19 protein-coding genes are annotated in these 21939 nt (G+C 70.4%); 12 read left to right on the top strand and 7 right to left on the bottom strand.

Annotated elements, in window-relative coordinates:
* Positions 1-47: 47 nt before the first annotated feature.
* From GTY56_RS34625 to GTY56_RS34610, 4 genes are read left to right on the top strand one after another with little or no spacing between them, the layout of a single operon-like run.
* Positions 48-710, top strand: coding sequence for a hydrolase (locus GTY56_RS34625; RefSeq protein WP_161369239.1), 663 nt, complete (start codon positions 48-50; stop codon positions 708-710).
* Positions 711-767: 57 nt separating this feature from the next.
* Positions 768-1292, top strand: coding sequence for a DoxX family protein (locus tag GTY56_RS34620; RefSeq protein WP_161369238.1), 525 nt, complete (start codon positions 768-770; stop codon positions 1290-1292).
* A complete protein-coding gene (locus tag GTY56_RS34615) occupies positions 1273-2010 on the top strand; it encodes a DUF1275 family protein (protein WP_161369237.1) in 738 nt (245 codons plus the stop codon). Before GTY56_RS34620 ends, GTY56_RS34615 begins: the two co-directional genes overlap by 20 nt.
* 15 nt (positions 2011-2025) lie before the next feature.
* Entirely contained in the window at positions 2026-3771 is a 1746-nt protein-coding gene (locus GTY56_RS34610; RefSeq protein ID WP_346345651.1) for an MFS transporter, read from the top strand.
* On the opposite strand, the gene GTY56_RS34605 is transcribed toward GTY56_RS34610, so the two are convergent.
* From GTY56_RS34605 to GTY56_RS34580, 6 genes are all read right to left on the bottom strand, one after another.
* Positions 3755-4774 carry a helix-turn-helix domain-containing protein gene (locus tag GTY56_RS34605; protein WP_346345650.1) on the bottom strand — a complete coding sequence of 340 codons (1020 nt, stop codon included), beginning with the start codon at positions 4772-4774 and terminating at the stop codon, positions 3755-3757. The genes GTY56_RS34610 and GTY56_RS34605 overlap by 17 nt on opposite strands.
* Before the next feature lie 113 nt (positions 4775-4887).
* Positions 4888-5703 (bottom strand): carbohydrate ABC transporter permease, encoded by an 816-nt coding sequence (locus GTY56_RS34600; RefSeq protein WP_161369235.1) that lies wholly within the window; start codon positions 5701-5703, stop codon positions 4888-4890.
* A gap of 12 nt (positions 5704-5715) precedes the next feature.
* Positions 5716-6570 (bottom strand): carbohydrate ABC transporter permease, encoded by an 855-nt coding sequence (locus GTY56_RS34595; protein WP_161369248.1) that lies wholly within the window; start codon positions 6568-6570, stop codon positions 5716-5718.
* Between the two features lie 34 nt (positions 6571-6604).
* On the bottom strand, positions 6605-7858 hold the full coding sequence (locus GTY56_RS34590) for a sugar ABC transporter substrate-binding protein (protein ID WP_161369234.1): 1254 nt from the start codon (positions 7856-7858) through the stop codon (positions 6605-6607).
* 180 nt (positions 7859-8038) lie between these two features.
* Positions 8039-8776: an alpha/beta fold hydrolase gene (locus GTY56_RS34585; RefSeq protein ID WP_202511124.1), complete on the bottom strand. Its 738-nt coding sequence runs from the start codon at positions 8774-8776 to the stop codon at positions 8039-8041.
* A gap of 88 nt (positions 8777-8864) precedes the next feature.
* Positions 8865-11609, bottom strand: coding sequence for a helix-turn-helix transcriptional regulator (locus GTY56_RS34580; protein WP_161369233.1), 2745 nt, complete (start codon positions 11607-11609; stop codon positions 8865-8867).
* A gap of 382 nt (positions 11610-11991) precedes the next feature.
* Here GTY56_RS34580 and GTY56_RS34575 point away from each other — a divergent pair, with 382 nt between their 5' ends.
* A complete protein-coding gene (locus GTY56_RS34575) occupies positions 11992-12828 on the top strand; it encodes an alpha/beta fold hydrolase (RefSeq protein ID WP_161369232.1) in 837 nt (278 codons plus the stop codon).
* A gap of 325 nt (positions 12829-13153) precedes the next feature.
* On the opposite strand, the gene GTY56_RS34570 is transcribed toward GTY56_RS34575, so the two are convergent.
* On the bottom strand, positions 13154-13591 hold the full coding sequence (locus tag GTY56_RS34570) for a hypothetical protein (protein ID WP_003974483.1): 438 nt from the start codon (positions 13589-13591) through the stop codon (positions 13154-13156).
* A gap of 509 nt (positions 13592-14100) precedes the next feature.
* On the opposite strand from GTY56_RS34570, the gene hemL reads away from it, so the two are divergent.
* From hemL to ccsB, 7 genes are all read left to right on the top strand, one after another.
* Positions 14101-15417, top strand: a complete 1317-nt coding sequence (hemL, locus tag GTY56_RS34565; protein WP_161369231.1) for a glutamate-1-semialdehyde 2,1-aminomutase — start codon at positions 14101-14103, stop codon at positions 15415-15417.
* Complete coding sequence (locus GTY56_RS34560; RefSeq protein ID WP_161369230.1) at positions 15414-16103, top strand: histidine phosphatase family protein; 690 nt, start codon at positions 15414-15416, stop codon at positions 16101-16103. Before hemL ends, GTY56_RS34560 begins: the two co-directional genes overlap by 4 nt.
* Positions 16104-16322: 219 nt before the next feature.
* Entirely contained in the window at positions 16323-17618 is a 1296-nt protein-coding gene (locus GTY56_RS34555) for a polysaccharide deacetylase family protein (RefSeq protein WP_161369229.1), read from the top strand.
* 66 nt (positions 17619-17684) lie between these two features.
* Complete coding sequence (locus GTY56_RS34550; RefSeq protein ID WP_161369228.1) at positions 17685-18332, top strand: TlpA family protein disulfide reductase; 648 nt, start codon at positions 17685-17687, stop codon at positions 18330-18332.
* Positions 18333-18345: 13 nt separating this feature from the next.
* Complete coding sequence (locus tag GTY56_RS34545) at positions 18346-19119, top strand: cytochrome c biogenesis protein CcdA (protein WP_161369227.1); 774 nt, start codon at positions 18346-18348, stop codon at positions 19117-19119.
* Positions 19120-19122: 3 nt separating this feature from the next.
* Positions 19123-20859: a cytochrome c biogenesis protein ResB gene (resB, locus tag GTY56_RS34540; protein WP_161369226.1), complete on the top strand. Its 1737-nt coding sequence runs from the start codon at positions 19123-19125 to the stop codon at positions 20857-20859.
* Entirely contained in the window at positions 20856-21935 is a 1080-nt protein-coding gene (gene ccsB, locus GTY56_RS34535) for a c-type cytochrome biogenesis protein CcsB (protein ID WP_161369225.1), read from the top strand. Before resB ends, ccsB begins: the two co-directional genes overlap by 4 nt.
* The last annotated feature ends 4 nt before the right edge of the window (positions 21936-21939 follow it).

Here is a 21939-nt window from a genome sequence, read left to right as displayed (position 1 = left end):
ACCCGCGGACACCTGTCCGCGTCCACCCCGTCAGGAAAGGCTTTTCCATGGTCAACGTCTCCGAGGTCACCGCGGCCCCCAGCCCCGACCTGCTCACCCCGGACAACTGTGCCGTTCTGTTCGTCGACCACCAGCCGCAGATGTTCTTCGGCACCGGCAGCGGCGACCGCACCGCGATCATCAACGCGACCGTCGGGCTGGCGAAGGCCGCCAAGGCGTTCGACGTACCGGTCGTGCTGAGCACCGTGGCCGCCGAGTCCTTCTCCGGACCGCTCCTGCCGCAGCTGGCCGGGGTCTTCCCCGAGCAGGAGATCGTCGACCGGACCACGATGAACGCCTGGGAGGACGCCGCCTTCGTCGACGCGGTCAAGGCCACCGGCCGCAAGAAGCTCGTCATCGCCGGGCTGTGGACCGAGGTCTGCGTCGTCCTGCCCGCCCTCTCCGCCCTGGCCCAGGGCTACGAGGTCTACGTGGTCACCGACGCGTCCGGCGGCGTCAGCCCGCAGGCCCACGAGCACGCCGTCCAGCGCATGGTCCAGGGCGGCGTGGTCCCGGTCACCTGGGTCCAGGTGCTGCTCGAACTCCAGCGTGACTGGGCGCGCGGCGAGACCTACATGTCGGTCATGGACGTCGTGAAGGAGCACGCCGGTACCTACGGCCTCGGCGTCGTCTACGCCCAGGCCGTCATCGGAGCCCACGCCGCCGGCTGATTCCGCTCGGCACACGCCGCGGTCACGCACACCGAGTCAGGAACAGACAGGGAAACCATGGACGCTGGACTGCTGGTCCTCCGGCTGGTGACGGGATTGCTCCTCGCCGGTCACGGAGTCCAGAAGGTGAGCTTCCGGCTGGGAGGCAACGGCCTTGCGGGCGGAGCCGAGGAGTTCCGCCGCGACGGGTTCCGCGGTGGCCGGATCACCGCGGTCGTCGCGGGCGCCAGTCAGATCGGCGCCGGCCTGTTCCTGGCCGCCGGCCTGCTCACCCCGCCGGCCGCGATGGCGGCCATGGGAGTGATGACGGTCGCGGGCACCGTCAAGCGGCGCAAGGGCCTGTGGGTGCAGAACGACGGATACGAATACCCACTGGTCCTCGTCGCCGTCTTCGCTGTGCTGGCCCTCACCGGGCCCGGCCGGTGGTCGCTCGACCGGGCGCTGGACCTCGACCCCTGGCCGCTGTGGGTCGTCCTGTGCGCGCTCCTGGCCGGCCCGGTCAGCGGACTGCTGACACGCGCCGTGCTGCACCGCCCGGCCACCGCTACGGAAGGGAAGCACAGTGCGCAGGCTGCTGCATGACATGGTCCGCACTCTCGCGCCGCCCAGGCAGGACCGCCACGGCCCGCTGCCTCCTCTCATGCTCACGCTGACGCTGGTGACCGGCCTGGTCGACGCGGTGAGCTATCTGGCGCTCGGGCATGTCTTCGTCGCCAACATGACGGGCAACGTGGTGTTCCTCGGGTTCGCCCTGGTCGGCGCCGCGGACCTGTCCGCGGTCGCCTCCGTCGTGGCGTTGGCGGCCTTCCTCACCGGAGCGCTCGCCGGCGGCCGACTCGCCAACCGGTTCGCGACACACCGGGGAAAGCTGCTGAAGGCGGCCACAGCCGTACAGACGGTGCTGGTCGTTGTCACCGTGGCCGCCGCGGCGGCCACCGACGGGCAGGTCACCACGGCCGTCCGGTACACACTGATCGTCTTTCTCGGACTCGCCATGGGCCTTCAGAACGCCGCCGCCCGGCGACTCGGGGTCCCCGACCTCACCACGACCGTGCTGACCCTGACGCTGACGGGCCTGGCCGCGGACTCCGGCCGGGCCGGCGGTGAGGGGCCGCGGCCCGGCCGCCGGATCCTGTCGGTGCTGATCATGTTCCTCGGCGCCTACGCGGGCGCACAGCTGGTGCTGCACGACCACCTCGTGCTCACCCTCGCCCTGATCCTCCTGCTCCTCGCCCTCACGACCGTGATCACGCACCGTCTCTCGGCCGCCGAACCGGCCTGGACCCGGTCGCCGTCCTGAGCCGTGGGTGCCCCGGTGTCAACGACGACGCGTCGACGGCGGGCTTCGGCCTGGTCTCCGCTCACAGCGCGCGTCTTCCGCGCCCTGTGGATCGCACAGCTCGTCTCCAACGTCGGCAGCTGGATGCAGACGGTGGGCGCGCAATGGCTGCTGATCGGGCACAGTGCCGAACTGGTGACACTCGTCCAGACCGCGTCCGGCCTGCCCGTCATGCTGCTGGCCCTGCCCTCGGGCGCGCTGGCCGACCGTTACGACCGCCGCAGAGTGCTGCTGGCCGCTCAGATCGCCATGCTCGTCGTCTCCTCCGGGCTGGCTGTCCTCGCGTTCGCCGGCGAGCTCACGCCCGGTGTCCTGCTCGGCCTCACCTTCCTCATGGGGTGCGGGACCGCCCTGATGGGTCCGGCCTGGCAGGCGATCCAACCGGAGCTGGTGGAGCGGGACATGCTGGGCGAGGCCGCCGCGCTCGGCGCCGTGAACATGAACCTGGCCCGAGCGCTCGGCCCGGCCCTCGGCGGGGCGGTCGTCGCGGCGGCGGGCGCCGGCTGGGTCTTCGCCTTCAACGCGGTGTCCTACCTGGGTATCGCCGCCGTACTCCTGTTCTGGAAGCGGCCGCAGCCCCAGGCACCCACGGCCGGGAACGACAGCGTCCTGACGGCCCTGGGCGTCGGTCGCCGGTACGTGTGCAACACCCCCGGGGTCCGCCGGATCCTGCTCCGCACGGTGCTGTTCATACCCGGCGGCGCCGCGCTGTGGTCGCTGCTCCCCCTGGTCGCGAGCCGCTCCCTCGAACTGGGCTCGGGCGGGTACGGTCTGCTGCTCGGCGCGGTCGGTGCCGGTGCCGTCGGCGGTGCCTTCGTCCTGCCGGCCGTGCGACGCGCCCTCGGTGCCAGCGGCACACTCGCCGCCGGTGCCGTCGTCTTCGCGGCGGTGCTGGCCGTCCTGGCGACGGTGCCGGTTGCCTGGCTGACGGTGGTGGTACTGCTCCCCGCCGGGCTGGCCTGGATCGGCGTGCTGTCCACCCTCAACGCGGCTCTCCAGGCGACGCTCCCCGGCTGGGTGCGGGCACGGGGGCTCGCGGTGTACCTCCTGGTCTTCCAGGGCGGGCAGGCCCTGGCGGCGCCCGTATGGGGCGCGCTGGCCGCCGGAGCGGGACTGACCGTCTCCCTCCTGACAGCCGCCGCGTCGCTCCTGGCCTGTGCGGTGAGCACGCGCCGCTGGCCGCTGAACGCCGACGCGGACGCGGTCGACCCGACGCCGTCCGACCACTGGCCCGTCCCGCCGCTGGTGTTCGTGCCGGGCCCGGCCGACGGCCCGGTGCTGATCTCGGTGTCCTACCGGGTCGGCTCCGAGAACAGGGCCGCGTTCACCGACCACATGACCCGCGTGGCCCGTTCACGTCGGCGCACGGGAGCCTACGCCTGGGGGCTCTACCAGGACGGCAACGATCCGGAAAGGTTCGTCGAGAACTACCTGGTCGCCTCGTGGTCCGAGCATCTCGCCCAGCACCACGACCGGCTCACGGCCACCGACCGCGGGCACGAGGAGCTCGCCCGCCGCTTGTTGGCGCCGGGGACCGCACCCGAGGTGACGCATTCGTTCGATGCTGCCGCCGGGCCCGTGGTGCGCGACGCGACGAGGCCGGCCGACGGGGCGACGCAGGTCCTCGACGAGCAACGGGCGGGCGAACACCCGGCCCCCGGGGCCGGTTGCCGGCGCGCCGAAGGAGAGGCGGACGGCGTACGGGTCATCGGGCATCCGTGAGCTGTGCGGACGAGAGGTGCTGCGGCGTCGGTCGTTGAGTCGCCCGCCACTCACGGGGTGCCATGCCGTAAGCGGTCCGGAACACCCGGCTGAAGTGCGCGGCGCTGGTGAAGCCCCACCGGTGTGCCACCGCGGCGATCGCGGCGTTCCTGTGCAGCGTCAGGTCGCGTCGGCAGGTCTCCAGGCGACGGCGCTGAATCCAGCGGCCGACTGTGGCGTCCTCACTCTCGAACAGCTTGTGCAGATAGCGCAGGGATATGTGGTGGGCCTCGGCGATGGCCTGCGGGGTCAGATCGGGATCCGCGAGGTGCCGGTCGATGAACGCCTGGATCCGCAGCAGCAGTGCCCGGTTCCCACGGGGCAGGTCCTCGGTCGCCCGGCCGAGGATTTCGTCGGCCAGCACGTCGAGCAGATCCACCACGTTGCGTGCCATCAGTTCGCCGGTGCGCGGCGCGCAGTTTCCGGCGCCGTCCACGAGTCCGGCCAGGAAGGGCGCGAGCAGACCGCCGAGAGACGTGTCGGGGCCGAGCGGACGGGCGGTCACTCGGGCCAGGTCGTCCTCGCTCAGACTCAGGACGTCCCTCGGCAGAACAAGGGACTTCGTCCGGAAGGGCTCGGGGAAGGACAACCGGAGGGGGCGGGCCACGTCGTGGACGAAGACGTCTCCGGCGGTCAGAAGCGCAACACGGCTGTCCTGCTCCAAGCGGCCGGACCCGCTGTCCAGCAACGTGACCACGACGTACCCACTCCGGCTGTGGCCCGCGGCGAGTCGGTGCGTTCGCACGGCGGTCAGGGCGTCGCCGGCCACGGTGACGGCCTGGAGGCGCCCGAGCGGTGTGGCACTGATCGTGCCGGTGCCTGCGTCGTCCGGGGCGGTCATGTCCACGACGCCGAACATCCGGGACAGAGCCGCGCGCCAGTACGCACGCCGGTGCGGGGCGGACAGCGGGTCGAGGGTGTGGAGATGGTGGAGAGCGCTGGGTTCCTGGACATCTGGGGCCACTGTTTCCTGTCCTTCGGCCGGTGTGTGCCTTCCTCACCACCGTGCCAGCGGGACCGGACCGGCACATCGCGTGAACCCGCTAGATCCAGTCCCTGGTCAGCAGCGACGTGGTGTCACCTGATGGCTCCCTCGGTGGCGCCGGCGGTGATGTAACGCTGGGAGACGACCAGCAGCAGGGCGGCGGGGGCGGAGGCCAGGACCGCGGTGGCCATGGCGGCGTTCCACTGGTTCGTGTGGGCACCGAGGTACTGGTAGACGCCGAGAGTGATCGGCTGGACGGTCTGCGTGGTGGTCAGGGTGAGGGCGAAGAGGAAGTCGCTCCAGGCGAAGAGGAAGGTGAAGACCGCAGCGGTGATTAACGCGTTGACGCTCACCGGCAGCACCACGGAGCGGAAGACGCGCAGCGGGCCGGCGCCGTCCACGCGAGCGGCGTCGATGATCTCTTCGGGGATGGTCCGCATGAACGAGTACAGGATGACGATGGCGAGGGGGGTGCCGGCGGTGGACTGGGCGAGGATCAGACCGAGGTGGGAGTTCAGCAGACCGAGGTCGCTGTAGGCGCTGTAGAGCGCGTTGGCCACGACGATGCCGGGCACCATCTTCGTGATCAGGACCCCCAGGAGCATGAGGTCGGTACCGCGCAGGGAGAACCGTGCCAGCGCGTGGGCCGCCGGCGCCGCCAGCCCGAGGCTGAGGACCACGCTGCCGAGGGACACGATGATGCTGGTGAGGAGAGCGCGCCCCTGAGCGCGCAGCGCGACGACGTATCCGCTGAAGTCGGGCGGAAGGGGGAACCAGCCTCCTCGCAACGTGTTCCCGTCCGGCTGGAGGGAGGCGTTCACCACCCAGTAGACCGGGAACAGCATCAGCGCGAGCAGGAGGATCCCGACCAGGGTGGACAGGAGACCGCGGCGCGGGGCTCGCTTCATGGGAGCTCCGTCTCACACGTTCCGGGCGCGGCGGTCGACGCGCAGGTAGACGAGGGCGAAGAGGAGTGAGAGCACGATGAGCACGTTGCCCAGCACGGCACCGCGCCCGAACTCGAACTGCTGGAAGGAGATTTCGTAGGCGCGGGTGGCTACGGTCTCCGTGGCGTCCGCCGGACCCCCTCCGGTGACCACGAGGATGATGTCCAGCACCTTGACCGTGTGGACGACGTCCAGCACGAGCACGACGTTCACCACAGGCCGCAGCAGCGGCCAGGTCACATGGCGGAAGGACCTGACCGGTCCGGCGCCGTCCAGCTTCGCCGCCTCGGACAGGTGCCCGGGGATGTTCTGAAGGCCGCTGTGGAGGATCACCGTGTTGAAGGGGATGCCGACCCAGACGCTGACGACGATCACCGACACCAGGGCGTGTGAGGGGCTGGTGAGCCAGGGGACACCGGACGCGGAGAGATGAAGACCGCGCAGCAGGGCGTTGACGGCACCCGTCTCGGGGTCGAGCATCCGCCTCCAGGTCGTACCGGTGACGACCAGGGGCAGGAGCCAGGGCAGCAGCAGAAGCCCACGCAGGATGCCGCCGAGCGGGAAGCGGCGCTGAAAGAACAGCGCGAGGAACAGGCCGATGACGAACTGTCCGAGGACGGAGGCCGTGGTGAACAGGACGGTGTTCACCAGGGCTTCGGAGAACAGCTCGGACGAAAGGACCCTTGAGTAGTTCAGCAGCCCCACGAACGGGGCGGCGCCCGTGTAGAACGTGGTGATCGTGTACTGCTGAAAGCTCATCACGACGTTCTTGAGGAGCGGGTAGCCGAAGAAGAGCAGCAGGTAGACCGCGGCGGGCAGGACGAACATCCACCGGGCGAGTCGCCTGCCGGGGCCGGACGGGTCAGTCACCGGTCGCGATCTGCTGGGCGTGTCTCAGGGCCTGCTCCGGTATCCGCTTCCCTGTCAGCGCGGACTGGATCGCGGTGTAGATCCCGGTCGCCGCCTTGGGCCACCTGACGCCGAGCTCCTCGGTGCGGGAGCGCGCTCGTTCCACACTCTCGACGAAGACGGCCGATGACGGGTTCTGTTCGGCGTACCGGGCGGCTACCTCGGTGCGGGAGGGGACCGTGAAGTGCTGCTCGGCCAGAGCGAGCATGTTGGCGGAGTTGTTGAGGCAGGCGAGTACCTGGGCGGCCTTCTGCTGCCGGGCCTCGGAGGGGCCTTGCGGGACGGTCCACACCTCACCGCCCAGCGGGGTGACCAGGTTCTGCCCCGTTCGGGGCACCGGGACGGGGGCCACTCCCCAGTTCAGGTCCTTGTCCGCGTTCAGAGCGGGGATCCGCCACGGACCGTTGATCATCATGGCCGTCCGCCCGGCGGCGAACTGGTCGTGGACCTCGGCCTGAGTCCAGTTCAGCACCGACTTCGACATGGACCCGCTCGACACCAGATCGACCCACAACTGGAGCGCCTGCGCGGCCTGCGGGGTGTCCAGCTGTCTCTCGTGCCCGCCGTTGGACCACAGGAAGGGCAGGAACTGCCAGCTGCTTTCGAAGGTGGCGCTCGCGTCGACCGCCATGCCGTACCTTCCCGAGCGGGTCAGCGCGGCCGCCGCCTTCTTCAGCTCGTCCCACGTTCTGGGCACGGGGACACCGGCTTCGGCGAGCATGTCCTTGTTGTAGAAGAGGGCGACGGTGCTGACGTAGGGAGCCAGCCCGTACACCTCTCCCTCGTACGTGCCCGCTGACAGGATGCCCTCGGAGATGCCGGAGGTGTCGATGCCGTACTGCTCCAGCGGGGTCAGCGCGCCGGTCCGGGCGATCTGCTGGAGGTCGGCGTTGTCCAGCATCAACAGGTCGGGAAGAGTCCGCGAAGAGGCTTGCCGCAGCACCCTGGGAACGAGTGAGGCCGGTGGGACGCTCGTATGCTCGATCTTGACGCCGGCCGCCTTGCCGCAGGTCACCAGCATGTCGTTCCATTGGGCGTGCTCAGTCGTGTCGGTGTAGTAGTCGAGCACGGTGATCGAGGTGACCTCGCCCCCGGCGGACCCGGTGCCGGACCCGTCGACGCATCCGGTGATGACCGAAGTGAGCGCGAGAACGGCGGCCACGTGGGTGGAGACGCGCCATGCCCGCCGTCCGGCCGATGAAATCATGCTGGTGCCCTTACCGAGTGACTGTTCGGGGCTGAGGCCGTACCGCGCGGAGGTGGGGCTCCAAGAGCCGTCGGGATTGCCCGGACCGTGATTCTGTTCGAATGCATCCTAAATGGTCCCGGAGGGCTCACTGCGCGGGGCGTTCCCGAGGCGGGGTGCGGGCGGTGGTCGTCGTGGTCGTCAGAGCCACCGGCTCTGCTCGGCGGCTTCGAGGATCATCGCCACCACGGCAGCGGGCTGAGACAGGAGCACGGCGTGCGATCCGTCCAGCACGTGCTCGGCTGCCGCCATGCGCTGGGCCATGAAGCGCTGGGCGGTGGGGTTGAGTATCCGGTCGGCGGTCGCGATCGCGTACCAGGACGGTGTGGAGGCCCAGGCGGGCCTGCCCGATCTGCCGGTCAGCGCGGCGCAGGCGATCGGGCGTTGGGTGACGGCCCGTACCTCTGTGACGAGGGGCGGTAGGTCGGCCGCGTACACCTGGGGGAACAGGTCCTCGCGCAGGTGGATGCCGCGTTCCGGGTGACCGGACGTGTGCGCGGGGGAGTCCGCGGTGACGATCGCACCGGCCCCCGCCGCGGGGGCGAAGCGGTTCACGACGTCCAGGACGCACTCGCCCGTGTCGAGACCGAACGCGGCGACGTAGCACAGGGCCACGACGTTGTCGGCGTCGGCGGCGGCCTCTGTGATGACCGCGCCGCCGTAGTCGTGGCCGACCAGCACGACGGGGACGTCGATGCCCTGGACCACGCTTCTGATCCAGGCGGCGTCCTGGGCCAGATCGCGCAGCGGGTTCGCCGGGGCGAGCACCGTCCGTCCGTCATCGTGAAGGAGGGCGATGACCTCCGCCCACGACGACGCGTCCGTGAACGCACCGTGCACGAGCACGATGGTCGGCGATGGGTGGCTGGGTCCGTGCATGCCGGTGACCTCCGACGGGCTGGGGGGATCCCTCAACCAAGCGTGTCCGGTCGCGGCGTCGCATCGCGTGAACGTACCAACCCTCTCGTCAGTCCCCGGGCAGGGCCGTGACCAGATTGGCCAGCTGCACCCGGGAGTTGATCGACAGTTTGCGGAACACGGACGTCAGGTGGGTGTTGACCGTGTGCGGGGAGATGACGAGCAGGTCGGCGGCCGACCGGTTGGTGTGGCCCTGGGCCACCAGCCGCGCGATCTTCCTCTCCGACGCGGTGAGGGCCTCCCACCCCTGCACGGGGCGCTGCACGGCCGCCGGCCTGCGACTGCCGGCCCCGGCCTTCTCCAGGTCGCGCTGCACCAGCGTCGCCGCGGCGCGAGCGCCCGTCGCGACGAGGGTGTCGCGGGCGTGGGTCAGCGCGGGCACGGCCCGATCTGTCCGGCCCGCCGCCAGGAAGGCCCGGCCGAGATCCGCTGCCGCAGCGGCCCTCACGAGAGGGCGGGGGCCTGAGTCGAGCACGTCCACGGCGCGTTGGAGGGCGGTGAGATCGTGCTCCACGAGTCCACGGGCGTGCGCCGCGACACCCGTGGCGGTCGGCACGGAAGGGTTGCGTTCGGCGTGGGCCGCGGCCTGTGCGGCCAGTTCCCCGGCCAGTACCTCGTCGGCACCGTTCAGGGCCATACGTATCGCGGGGCCCGTCCAGTCGCGCAGGACACGCCAGCGCATGAAGGGGCCTTCCCGTTCCACTTGGCGAATCCTGTCGACGCTCAGGCCGGTGTCCCCGTCGGCGTCGGCGTGGAGCGCTTCGAGGAAGCGCACCGCGGCCGTGTTGCCCGGGTTGGGTTTGGCATCCAACCCCTCCCGCGCCGCGGCCAGATGCAGCCGCGCGGCATCCCGGTCACCGCACAGCAGGGCGATCCAGGAGCGGATCACACGACCGTTCACCTGCTGGACCGGTGCGTTGACCTCGTTCTCCAGATGCTCCATGGTCGCGAAGGCGGCGTCGGCGTCGTCGAGCCGGCCCAGCCCCAGATCGTGCTGGCCCTGGGCCCACGACAGCATCGCCTGACGCGTCGTGCCGGCCTCGGTCGCCTGGAGGAGCAGCCGTCCACCGGCGTCGAAGTCGTCCATGTGCAGGTGCGCGATGATCTCTTCGGGCAGGAAGGCGGAGTCGAGGGCGCTCAGCGCGGCGAAACGGTTCAGCGCGAGCGCGTTCTCTCCGGCGTTCTGAGCGATCTCGCCCAGCCCGGACAGGGCCAGGGTGTGTGCATCGCGGTCACCTGCCTGGACCGCGGCCCGCAGCGCGGCCTCACCGGCCTCGCGCGCGGCCACCAGATCGTGGTCCCGGGACAGAGCCAGGGTTCGCAGGGCGGTCAGCCTCGCGGTGATCCGAGGGACGGCACCTGCCGTGGCGAGGGCCGCTTCGGCCCGTCGCCGCAGTTCCCCTGCGCGGTCCATGTTCCACAGCGCCCCGCCGAGACCGGCCTGGAGCCGGCTGAACTCCTCCAGGGGCGGTCTCTCCGCCAGCAGCCGGTCTCCCGTCGACAGGGCTTCGCCGTTCCGGCCGGCCCGGGTCAGGAAGAGGATCGTCTGCTCTCCCACGGCGTACCGGAGGGGCCGGGCGGACGGCACCAGCTCCAACGCGCGCGTCATCAGGTCGGCCGCGAGCCCCGGTGTGACCGGCAGCACGTCCTCGGCCGCGCGCCGCAGGAGCGACACGGCCTCCTCGTCCCCGGGAGCCGCCCCCCTGAGGATGTGCGACACCGCGTCGACCGGGGGACGTCCCGCGGCGACGAGACCCCGGGCGGCCTCCCGGTGGAGGGCTTTGCGGGCCGAGGGTGACAGGTCGACGTACACCGCCTGGCGCAGCAGGTCGTGCCGGAAGACCAGGTGATCACCGTCATCGTCCAGAATGCCGGCGCCCACGGCTTCCTCAAGGGCGTTGATCAGGGCGGCGGCGGGTCGCCCGCAGAGCGCGGCGGCGTCGTGGAAGCCGAACCTGCGTCCCAGTACGGCGCCCATCCGAAGGAAGCGGAGCGTGTCGGCCTGCAAGGACCTGAGTCTGCCGCGCACCCCCACCACGAGTCCGCGGGGGACGAGGTCGTCCGAGGATTCGGCGTCACGCAGGGCCGCGAGCATCTCGACTGCCAGGAACGGGTTCCCGCCCGCTCCGTCGAGCAGGTCCCGTACCCGTTCGTCGGCCGCCGTGCCGAGCGTGTCGTCGGCCAGTTGGGCGATCGCGGCGCCGGACAGGGGGCCCAGGGCCACGGTGGCCACCCGGAGGCTGCCGCTCGCAGCCTCGACGATCTCCTCAGCCGGGCCCGCGGCCTCCCGGCGCCCGGCCAGCAGCCACAGCACCGGCGACGTGCGCAGGCGTACCGGAAGCTGCCGCAGTGCGAAACGGCTCAGCGGATCGGCCCACTGCACGTCGTCCAGGCCGATCAGGACCGGCATGCTGCCCGCCCGGGCTTCGATCGCCTCCGCCAGGCGTTCCAGCAACCAGATCCGCTGGTCGTGGTTGCGGGCGATGTCGGCGAACGTATCGGCGGACAGCAGCGGTCGGTCACCGTGCAGGACACACGCGGCCAAGGACGAGAGCGGCACGATGTGGTGCAGTTCGTCGGCCTTGCCGACGCCGACGGAGTACCCCGCCTGCCGGGCCATGGAGACGGCTGCCGCGAGCAGCGTCGTCTTGCCGATGCCCGGCTCGCCCCGGATGAGGGCCAGTCCGCTGCTTCCCGTGCGGACCACGGAGGCGACCAGTGCCTCGAGTTCGCCCAGTTCGTGCTCTCGGCCGCGTAGACCGCTGCGGGACAGCGGACCGCCCGCCCCTGCCATGGATGACCCTTTCCGTCCGCGCTCTTCCGTCGAGACCGCTACCTGGCGCAGCGGGTGTGCGTGGATCCCGACGCCGGTGACGAGCGCGGTCCGACCACGGGGGAGGCGGTGCGTTGGTGAGCCCTTGCCTGTCTGTGCACTGTAACTGGTCCTTGTGTGCACTGTGGGGCGCCTGCCCAGGTCAGGACGCTGCCGAAGGCGGCGGAGGACGAGGAGGTCGCGCACAGGGTCGCCCCGGGGCACTCGCCTTCCGGCGCTCCCCGGCAAGAAGTGATGCGCTCACGGACAACGCGGGGGGAGGTGGCCGTCCTAGCGTCGTTTTGTCCCGTCCCGGCCGCGCATCCGACCGCGCACCAGACACAGCGAACGAAGGAAGAAGACCTTGCCTTACATCACCGTGGGTCAGGAGAACTCCACCACCATCGACCTGTATTACGAGGACCACGGCTCCGGCCAGCCGGTCGTCCTCATCCACGGGTTCCCGCTCGACGGACACTCCTGGGAACGGCAGAGTGCGGTGCTGCTGGAGGCGGGCTACCGCGTGATCACCTACGACCGCCGCGGGTTCGGGCAGTCGAGCCAGCCGACGACCGGGTACGACTACGACACCTTCGCGGCCGACCTGAACACCGTGCTGGAGACCCTCGATCTCCGGGACGCCGTCCTGGTCGGTTTCTCCATGGGCACCGGTGAGGTCGCGCGGTACGTGTCCACCTTCGGCTCAGCCCGGGTCGCCAAGGTCGCCTTCCTGGCCTCGCTGGAGCCCTGCCTGCTGAAGACGGACGACAACCCCGACGGGGCCGCTCCGCAGGAGTTCTTCGACGGCGTCGCGGCGGCCGTCAAGGCTGACCGCTACGCGTACTACACGGACTTCTACAAGGACTTCTACAACCTGGACGAGAACCTCGGCTCCAGGATCAGCGAGGAGGCCGTGCGCAACAGCTGGAACGTCGCGGCGGGTGGCGGCTTCTACGCCGCGGCCGCCGCGCCCTCCACCTGGTACACCGACTTTCGCGCCGACATCCCGGCCATCGACGTGCCTGCGCTGATCCTGCACGGTACGGGCGACCGCATCCTGCCGGTCGAGGCCACGGGGCGGCCGTTCCACAAGGCGCTGCCGTCCGCCGAGTACGTGGAGATCGAGGGTGCCCCGCACGGACTGCTGTGGACCCACGCGGAAGAGGTCAACGCCGCACTCCTCGCCTTCCTCAGGAAGTGACCTCGAACGCAGGCCGCTCGGCGGCCTGCGGATCGCGGCCGTCCGTTCGGGATCACCGAGACAGGTGAACCCGGCGGGCGGCCGTGCGTTTTTGCCCTCCCTGCGGTGGCGTGGCCCGCCCGCCCGAAGCAGGCGGCCCCGACCACGGGACGCGGCCGGGCCGTCCGGCGAACGCGGGGGCGGAGGGCCGACCGGGGCGGTGGTGGCCGCAACGGCGGTCACCACCCAACGTGCCCTCGACGTGCCCCGGCCGCCTGTCGGCCCCTCCCCGGCACGAAAAAGGGCGAGGCCCGAAGACCCCGCCCGACTCCCGCAAGACCCCGGCTCAGGGCCACACCAGGCAGTACGGCTGATGCCCCGCCTCATGCAGCCGGTGTGAGAAGTCCTGCCACTCGTGCAGCAGCTGGTAGACGTTGAACGCGTCCCGGGGGCCGCCGCGGTCCGGGACCGTCGACCAGATGAACGCCGCCGCGCCCACGGCCTCCTCGCCGATGCCGCGCAGGGGGTCGACGACCGTCATGGGGAGCTTGACCACCGCGTAGTCGGGGTGCAGGACGACCAGTTCCAGGGGCGGGACCTTGTGCAGGGGGACGCCCTCGATGCCCGTGAGGACCATGGCCGCCATCGTCTCGGGCTTGATCTTCGTGAACATGCCGTTCATGCCGAGCTCGTCGCCGCCGAGCTCCTCGGGGCGCATCGAGATCGGGACGCGGGCCGCGGTCGCGCCGTCGGGCGCACCGAAGTACTTGTACGTCACCCCCACCCGACCACCATTCCCGCTGCTCCCGGCCCGAAGATCGTCCACCTGCCGTTCAGTACGTCCGGCGGCCCGCTCCGGTTCACTCGGTACACCCTGTGTCTGACGCGGTTCCTGAGCGTCCTCCGCCTCGCGCCGGTGCCTTCCCCGCCGGGCACGTCGAGGACCCAGGTCATCAGTCCCCTCGCCCAGTCCGCCACCGCGATGCATATCTCCACCCGACTGCTTTTCCAGAACGCGTCGCCCCCGCCGCGCAACCCGATCATCGTGTCAGTGACCTCCCCCACGGCCGCCCGCCGAAACGTACGCCGAAACATCCGGCCGCAGGATCTCCGCAGCCTGCGACGGCCCCGGGCCGTTTGAGCTGTGAGTATCAGGGTCCAGTCTCGCAGACGACGGGGATCGGGGGGCGGGTTGTCCCGTGCCCCGCCCTCCCACGCCCCTGGCCTACCCTGAACAGGTCACTGACACCCGGAGCCCGACAGCGTCGGAGAAGGTCGGAGAAGTCGCAGGTCATGAGTGAACTGACATATCCGTATGAAGCACCGGCCTCGCAGGCTCTTTTCGACCGCGCGGCGGCCGTCACGCCCGGGGGCGTGAACTCACCGGTGCGGGCCTTCCGAGCCGTCGGCGGTACGCCGCGGTTCATGGTGTCCGGCACCGGCCCCTATCTGACCGACGCCGACGGCAGGGAGTACGTCGACCTCGTCTGTTCCTGGGGGCCCATGATCCTCGGGCACTCCCACCCCGAGGTCATCGCCGCCGTGCAGGACGCCGTCTCCCGCGGCACGTCCTTCGGCACGCCCGGTGAGGGCGAGGTCGCGCTCGCCGAGGAGATGACCGCCCGGGTCGCGCCGCTGGAGCAGGTGCGGCTCGTGTCCAGCGGGACCGAGGCGACCATGTCCGCGATCCGGCTCGCGCGTGGGTTCACGCAGCGCACCAAGGTGATCAAGTTCGCCGGGTGTTACCACGGGCACGTCGACTCACTGCTCGCCGCGGCCGGCAGCGGTGTGGCCACCTTCGCGCTGCCCGACACCCCGGGCGTCACCGGCGCCCAGGCCGGCGACACCATCGTCCTGCCCTACAACGACCTCGACGCCGTGCGCGAGGCCTTCCGGGCGCACCCGGGCGAGATCGCCTGCGTGATCACCGAGGCATCCCCGGGCAACATGGGCGTCGTCCCGCCCGCCGAGGGCTTCAACCAGGGCCTGAAGGACATCTGCTCCGACAACGGTGCCCTCTACGTCTCCGACGAGGTCATGACCGGCTTCCGGACCAGCCGCGCCGGGTGGTTCGGGGTCGACGGCGTCGTCCCCGACCTGATGACCTTCGGCAAGGTCATGGGCGGCGGCTTCCCGGCCGCGGCCTTCGGCGGGCGCGCGGACGTGATGGCCCACCTCGCCCCGGCCGGACCCGTCTACCAGGCCGGCACCCTGTCCGGTAACCCCGTCGCCACCGCCGCCGGGCTCGCCCAGCTGCGGCTCCTCGACGACGCTGCGTACGCCAAGGTCGACGCGGTGTCGAAGCAGATCCAGGGACTGGTCACCGACGCCCTGTCCAAGGAGGGCGTGGCGCACACGCTCCAGACCGCCTCCAACATGTTCTCGGTGTTCTTCACCGACCGGCCGGTGCGCAACTACGAGGACGCCAAGACCCAGGAGTCCTTCCGCTTCACCGCGTTCTTCCACTCGCTGCTCGCCGACGGCGTCTACCTGCCGCCGTCCTCCTTCGAGTCCTGGTTCGTGTCCACCGCGCACGACGAGCGGGCCGTGCAGCGGATCGCCGACGCCCTTCCGGCGGCGGCCCGGGCGGCGGCGGAGGCGACGGCATGAGCGACGTGACGGACAAGGACGTCACCGTCGTCCACGTCATGCGGCACGGCGAGGTCGCCAACCCGGACGGCATCCTCTACGGCCGGCTTCCCGGCTACCACCTGTCCGACCTGGGCCGCCGCATGGCCGACCGGGTCGCGGAGCACCTGTCCGGACGCGATGTGACGCACGTCGTCGCCTCGCCGCTGGAGCGGGCACAGGAGACGGCCGAGCCGATCGCGAAGGCGCACGGGCTGGACCTGGCGACCGACGAACGGCTGATCGAGGCCGACAACATCTTCCAGGGCAAGACGTTCGGCGTCGGGGACGGAGCGCTGCGCAAGCCGGGCAACTGGAGGCACCTGGTCAACCCGTTCCGGCCGTCCTGGGGCGAGCCGTACGTGGACCAGGTCGTCCGCATGATGAGCGCGCTGAGCGCCGCGAAGGACAAGGCCCGCGGGCACGAGGCGGTCGTGGTCAGCCACCAGCTGCCGATCTGGATCGTCCGGTCCTACGTCGAGCGCCGCCGCCTGTGGCACGACCCGCGCAGGCGCCAGTGCACGCTCGCCTCGCTGACGACCTTCACGTACCAGGGCGACCGGATCGTCTCCGTCGGCTACACCGAGCCGGCCCGCGATCTCGTCCCGGCCCACCTCCTCGCCGGCGCGAAGCCGGTGAAGGGCCAGGACAAGGCGTTCGGAGCGTAGGCGCCGCAGTCGTCGGCAGGGTGTGTTCGAAGGCGGCTGCCCGGGATATCCCGGGCAGCCGCGTACGCCTTTCCCCGGACGTCCGCGGTCCTTGCGTTCGCCCCCTTCTGATCGCTTACGACTCCTTCGTTACGGAATCTGCGCAATTGAGCGGAACCTCCCCGTTCTTCACGTCCTCTGACTGGGTGACCCAGCACGACGTGACGAATCGGGGATGCCATGCGCGCTCTCTCCCGCAGGGGAATGCTCGGACTCGGCGCGGGAGCCGCCGCCGCCTCGCTCGCCGGATGCGGTGGGCTCACGGGCTCGGACGATTCCGGCCGCTCCGCCGGTTCCGGCGGTGACTCCGCACAGGGCGGATCGAAGCCGAAGCCGAAGCCCACCGCCCGGCCCATCGGCGACGGCTCCACCGCCCACACCGGCAAGCAGCCCCACCAGCCCGCGGGGCCCGAGCCGCTGGAGCCGGGGCAGACTCCGCCGCAGTTCGTCGTGTTCTCCTGGGACGGCGCCGGCGAGGTGGGCAACGGCCTCTTCCCGCGCTTCCTGGACCTCGCCAAGGAGCACGGCGCCGCCATGACCTTCTTCCTCTCCGGGCTGTACCTGCTGCCCGAGTCGAAGAAGCGCCTGTACAACCCGCCGAACAACCCGCGCGGCGCCTCCGACATCGGCTACCTCACCGACGGGCACGTCAAGGACACGCTGAAGAACGTCCGCCGGGCGTGGCTGGAGGGCCACGAGATCGGCACCCACTTCAACGGGCACTTCTGCGGCGAGTCCCACGGCTCGGTCAAGAACTGGACGCCCCGGCAGTGGCGCAGCGAGATCGACCAGGCGAAGTCCTTCGTCAAGGAGTGGCGCACCAACACCGGCTGGACCGACCTGCCGCCGCTGCCGTTCGACTACGACAAGGAGCTCGTCGGCGGTCGTACGCCCTGCCTGCTCGGCCAGGACAACCTGCTGCCCACCGCTCGCGAGCTCGGCTGGCGCTACGACGCCTCATCGCCGGGCGGCCTCCAGGTCTGGCCGACGAAGAAGCAGGGGATCTGGGACCTGCCCCTCCAGCAGATACCTTTCCCCGGCCGCGGCTTCGAGGTCCTGTCGATGGACTACAACATGCTCGCCAACCAGTCCCTCAACTCCACCAAGGCCCCGGCCCACAACTACCCGGGCTGGCGGAAGCAGTCGGCGCAGGCGTACATCCAGGGATTCAAGCGGGCATACGAGACAAATCGGGCACCTTTCTTCATCGGCAACCACTTCGAGCAGTGGAACGGCGGCATCTACATGGATGCCGTCGAGGAGGCCTTCCAGCACATCGCCCGCGAGAAGGAGAAGGGCGCCGATGTGCGTCTCGTCTCCTTCCGGCAGTTCACCGACTGGCTGGACGTGCAGAAGCCCGAGGTGCTCGACAAGCTCCGCACCCTCGGCGTCGGGCAGCAGCCGACCGGTGGCTGGCGGGAGTTCACCGGCAAGGCCTCCACACCCAGCGGAGGTGCCTCGCAGAACGCCGCCTGAAATGCGGTTTTCCGCCCGCAAGGGGGGTGGGCGAGACCCCCAGAACGGGCATGCGAAACTTTTCACATGAGTGCCGACAGCGCCCCCCAGCGTTCGAACCGCACGACCCGTGCCGCCGAGCGCGCCCGCCGTGTCCGCCGCAGCGCCGCCCTGGCCGCGGGTCTCGCCGCGACCGCGCTGCTCGTCTCCGCGTGCGGCTCCGGCGGCACCTCGGGCGGGGGTGGCAACACCAACTTCGTCACCGGCACCGACGGCATCGCCACGGCCGCCAAGGGCGAGCGCACCCCCGCGCCCGACCTGTCCGGCAAGACCATCGCGGGCAAGACCCTCGACGTCGCGGACTACAAGGGCAAGGTCGTCGTCCTCAACGTGTGGGGTTCCTGGTGCAACCCCTGCCGCGCCGAGGCCAAGTACTTCGCGAAGGTCTCCAAGGAGTACGCGGACAAGGGCGTGCAGTTCGTCGGCATCAACACCCGGGACACCTCCACCGGCGCCGCCCTCGCCTTCGAGAAGGACTGGGGCATCACCTACCCCAGCCTCTACGACCCGACCGGCAAGCTGCTGCTGCGCTTCGAGAAGGGCACGCTCAACCCGCAGGCGATCCCCTCCACGCTCGTCCTCGACCGCAACGGCAAGATCGCCGCCCGGTCGCTCTCCGCGCTCAGCGAGGAACGGCTGCTGAAGATGCTCAAGCCCGTCGTCGCCGAGAAGTGAGCGGAGCAGCGACGTGAGCGCAGTCACCACGCTCGCCGCGGTAACGGACCCCAACGGCACGGTGCTCAACGGCGCCCTGCTCGTGGCCCTGCCGATCGCGCTGCTCGGCGGCCTCGTCTCCTTCTTCTCGCCGTGTGTCCTGCCGCTGGTGCCCGGATACCTGTCCTACGTGACGGGGGTCGCCGGCACCGACCTCGCCGAGGCCCGGCGCGGCCGGATGGTCGCGGGCGCCTCCCTGTTCGTGGTCGGCTTCACCGCCGTGTTCGTCTCCGGCGGGGCACTGTTCGGCTACTTCGGGCAGACGCTCCAGGAGCAGCAGGGCGTCCTGTCCAAGGTGCTCGGCGTCCTCATGATCCTCATGGGCGTCTTCTTCATGGGCCTGATGCCCTGGCTCACCCAGCGGGAGTTCCGCTTCCACCGGCGTCCCGTGGCCGGGCTGGCCGGCGCGCCCCTGCTCGGGGCGCTGTTCGGGATCGGCTGGACGCCGTGCATCGGCCCCACCCTCGCCTCCGTGCAGGCGCTCGCCATCGACCAGGCGAGCGCCGGACGCGGTGCCGTGCTGACCATCGCGTACTGTCTGGGCCTGGGCGTGCCCTTCGTGCTCGCCGCGGTCGCCTTCCGCAAGGCCCTCGGAGCCTTCGGCTGGATCAAGCGCCACTACGTCTGGGTGATGCGGATCGGCGGCACCATGATGATCGTGACCGGTCTGCTCCTGCTGACCGGCGCGTGGGACCGCATCGTGCAGGAGATGCAGGTCTGGTCCGACGGCTTCACTGTGGGGATCTGATCGATGAGCAAGACCACCGCCTCCGACCCGGCCCCCGCCGAGGACCAGGAACTGGGCGACGCCGGCTCCCAGCTGTCGACCGCCCCCAAGGAGGACGCGCCCAACCTCCCCGCCCTGGGCGTGATCGGCTGGGCCCGCTGGTTCTGGCGGCAGCTGACCTCCATGCGGGTCGCCCTGCTGCTGCTCCTGCTGCTCTCCCTCGGCGCGATCCCCGGCTCGCTCATCCCGCAGTCCGGCCAGGACGAGACGAAGGTCGCCGACTTCCGCAAGGGCAACCCCACCCTCGGTGACGTCTACGACAAGCTCGGCCTGTTCCACGTCTACAGCTCGGTGTGGTTCTCCGCGATCTACATCCTGCTGTTCGTCTCCCTCATCGGCTGCATCGTGCCCCGCACCTGGCAGTTCGTCGGCCAGCTGCGCGGCCTGCCGCCCGGCGCGCCCCGCCGCCTGACCCGGCTGCCCGCCCACACCACCTGGCGCACCACGGCCGAACCCGAGCAGGTCCACCAGGCCGCCCTGGACCTGCTGAAGAAGCGCCGCTTCCGCGCCCACCTCACCGGGGACGCCGTCGCCGCCGAGAAGGGCTACCTGCGCGAGACGGGCAACCTGGTCTTCCACATCGCCCTCATCGTGATGCTGATCGCCTTCGCCTGGGGCCAGCTCTTCAAGTCCGAGGGCAACAAGCTCGTCGTCGAGGGCGACGGCTTCTCCAACACCCTCACCCAGTACGACGACTTCAAGTCCGGCAACCTCTTCACGTCCGACGACCTGGTGCCGTTCAACTTCAACCTGAAGAAGTTCACCGGCACCTACGAGCGCACCGGCCCCAACAAGGGCACCCCGCGCGTCTACAAGGCCGACCTCACCTACAGCTCCGGTGCCTACGGCAAGGAGCGGAGCGAAACCGTCGAGGTGAACCACCCGCTGGAGATCGGCGACTCCAAGGTCTACCTCGTCAGCCACGGCTACGCGCCCGTCGTCACCGTCCGCGACGCCAAGGGCAAGGTCGTCTTCGACGACGCCGTACCGCTGCTGCCGCTGGACGCCAACGTCACCTCCTCCGGCGTCGTCAAGGTCCTCGACGGCTACCGCAACGCCCGGGGCAAGAAGGAGCAGCTCGGCTTCAACGCCTTCTTCGTGCCGACCTTCGGCGGCTCCGCCAGCGGCACGATGCTGTCCCAGTTCCCGGCGCTGGACAATCCACTGCTCGCGCTGTCCGCCTACCACGGCGACCTCGGAGCCGACTCGGGCATCCCGCAGAGCGTGTACCAGATGGACCGTACCAACATGAAGGAGTTCAAGGACTCGAAGGGCAAGCTGTTCAAGAAGCTGCTGAAGCCCGGCGAGACCATGCAGCTCCCGAACGGCGCCGGTTCGGTCACCTTCGGCAAGGACATCAAGGAGTGGGCCGGCTTCCAGGTCGTCCAGCAGCCCGGCAGCGGCTGGGCCCTGGCCGGTGCCCTCGCCGCGATCGGCGGCCTCGCCGCCTCCCTGTTCATCCAGCGCCGCCGCGTCTGGGTGCGCGCGGTCCAGGGCGCCGACGGCGTCACCGTCGTCGAGATGGCCGGCCTCGGCCGCAGCGAGTCCGCCAAGGTCCCCGAGGAGCTGGGCCACCTCGCCGGCGACCTCTACGAGCAGGCACCGGGCGCTCCCGGTCCCGGCACCCCCGCAGATTCCCCCGACCCCGCCCAGGAGCCGGGTACCGAAACCCCCGTACCTGCCGAAGGGGCTGAGAAGTGACTCTCGCCGCCGCCACCAACGAAAACCTCGCGCAGATCAGCAACGTGCTGATCTACTCCGCGATGGCCGTCTACACCCTTGCCTTCTTCGCGTACATCGCCGAATGGCTCTTCGGCAGCCGCAGCAAGGTCGCCAGGACCGCGGCCGCGCTCACCAGCAAGCCGGACGCCGAGAAGGCCCCGGCCGTCACCGTGAACCAGGCCGGCGGCACCGCCGTGCTGGAGCGGCCGAAGGTCACCGTGCGGGCCGCGGCCGGCCGGCGCGACGTGCCGGACGGCCCCGGGGCACACGGCGGGGACGAGCAGGGCGACCTGTACGGCCGGATCGCCATCTCCCTCACGGTGCTCGCCTTCCTGGTCGAGTTCGCCGGTGTCCTCACCCGCGCCCTGTCGGTGGAGCGCGCCCCGTGGGGCAACATGTACGAGTTCAACATCACGTTCTCCACGGTCGCGGTCGGCGTGTACCTCGGACTGCTCGCGCTGAAGAAGAACGTGCGCTGGCTCGGCCTGTTCCTGACCACCTCGGTCCTGCTCGACCTGGGTCTGGCGGTCACGGTCCTCTACACCGCCAGCGACCAGCTGGTCCCGGCCCTGCACTCGTACTGGCTGTACATCCACGTCTCGACGGCGATCTTCTGCGGCGCGGTCTTCTACGTCGGCGCGGTCGGCACGATCCTGTACCTGTTCAAGGACTCCTACGAGAGCAAGCTCGCGAGCGGCGGCACGCCCGGCACCTTCGCGACCTCCGTCCTGGAGCGGCTGCCCTCCTCCGCCTCCCTCGACAAGTTCTCCTACCGCGTCAACGCGGCCGTCTTCCCGCTGTGGACGTTCACGATCATCGCGGGCGCCATCTGGGCCGGCGACGCCTGGGGCCGCTACTGGGGCTGGGACCCGAAGGAGACCTGGTCCTTCATCACCTGGGTCGCCTACGCCGGTTACCTGCACGCCCGCGCCACCGCCGGCTGGAAGGGCCGCAAGGCCGCCTACCTGGCTCTCATCGCCTTCGGCTGCTGGCTGTTTAACTACTACGGCGTGAACATCTTCGTCTCCGGCAAGCACTCCTACGCGGGTGTGTAGGCCC

The organism is Streptomyces sp. SID5643 (assembly GCF_009872555.1).
Lineage (GTDB): Bacteria > Actinomycetota > Actinomycetes > Streptomycetales > Streptomycetaceae > Streptomyces > Streptomyces iakyrus.
Note: the sequence above shows the minus strand (reverse complement) of the source record. Positions and strands in the feature narration are given on the sequence as shown.

Excerpts from the sequence above, each read along its gene's own strand:
- GTY56_RS34595 (WP_161369248.1), bottom strand. The coding sequence starts at position 6,570 with ATGTTCGTCCTGCCCGCCGCGGTCTACCTGCTGCTCTTCTTCGGCTAC.
- GTY56_RS34620 (WP_161369238.1), top strand. The coding sequence starts at position 768 with ATGGACGCTGGACTGCTGGTCCTCCGGCTGGTGACGGGATTGCTCCTC.
- GTY56_RS34585 (WP_202511124.1), bottom strand. The coding sequence starts at position 8,776 with ATGCACGGACCCAGCCACCCATCGCCGACCATCGTGCTCGTGCACGGT.
- GTY56_RS34625 (WP_161369239.1), top strand. The coding sequence starts at position 48 with ATGGTCAACGTCTCCGAGGTCACCGCGGCCCCCAGCCCCGACCTGCTC.
- resB (WP_161369226.1), top strand. The coding sequence starts at position 19,123 with ATGAGCAAGACCACCGCCTCCGACCCGGCCCCCGCCGAGGACCAGGAA.
- hemL (WP_161369231.1), top strand. The coding sequence starts at position 14,101 with ATGAGTGAACTGACATATCCGTATGAAGCACCGGCCTCGCAGGCTCTT.
- GTY56_RS34600 (WP_161369235.1), bottom strand. The coding sequence starts at position 5,703 with ATGAAGCGAGCCCCGCGCCGCGGTCTCCTGTCCACCCTGGTCGGGATC.
- GTY56_RS34590 (WP_161369234.1), bottom strand. The coding sequence starts at position 7,858 with ATGATTTCATCGGCCGGACGGCGGGCATGGCGCGTCTCCACCCACGTG.
- GTY56_RS34555 (WP_161369229.1), top strand. The coding sequence starts at position 16,323 with ATGCGCGCTCTCTCCCGCAGGGGAATGCTCGGACTCGGCGCGGGAGCC.
- GTY56_RS34560 (WP_161369230.1), top strand. The coding sequence starts at position 15,414 with ATGAGCGACGTGACGGACAAGGACGTCACCGTCGTCCACGTCATGCGG.
- GTY56_RS34550 (WP_161369228.1), top strand. The coding sequence starts at position 17,685 with ATGAGTGCCGACAGCGCCCCCCAGCGTTCGAACCGCACGACCCGTGCC.
- GTY56_RS34580 (WP_161369233.1), bottom strand. The coding sequence starts at position 11,609 with ATGGCAGGGGCGGGCGGTCCGCTGTCCCGCAGCGGTCTACGCGGCCGA.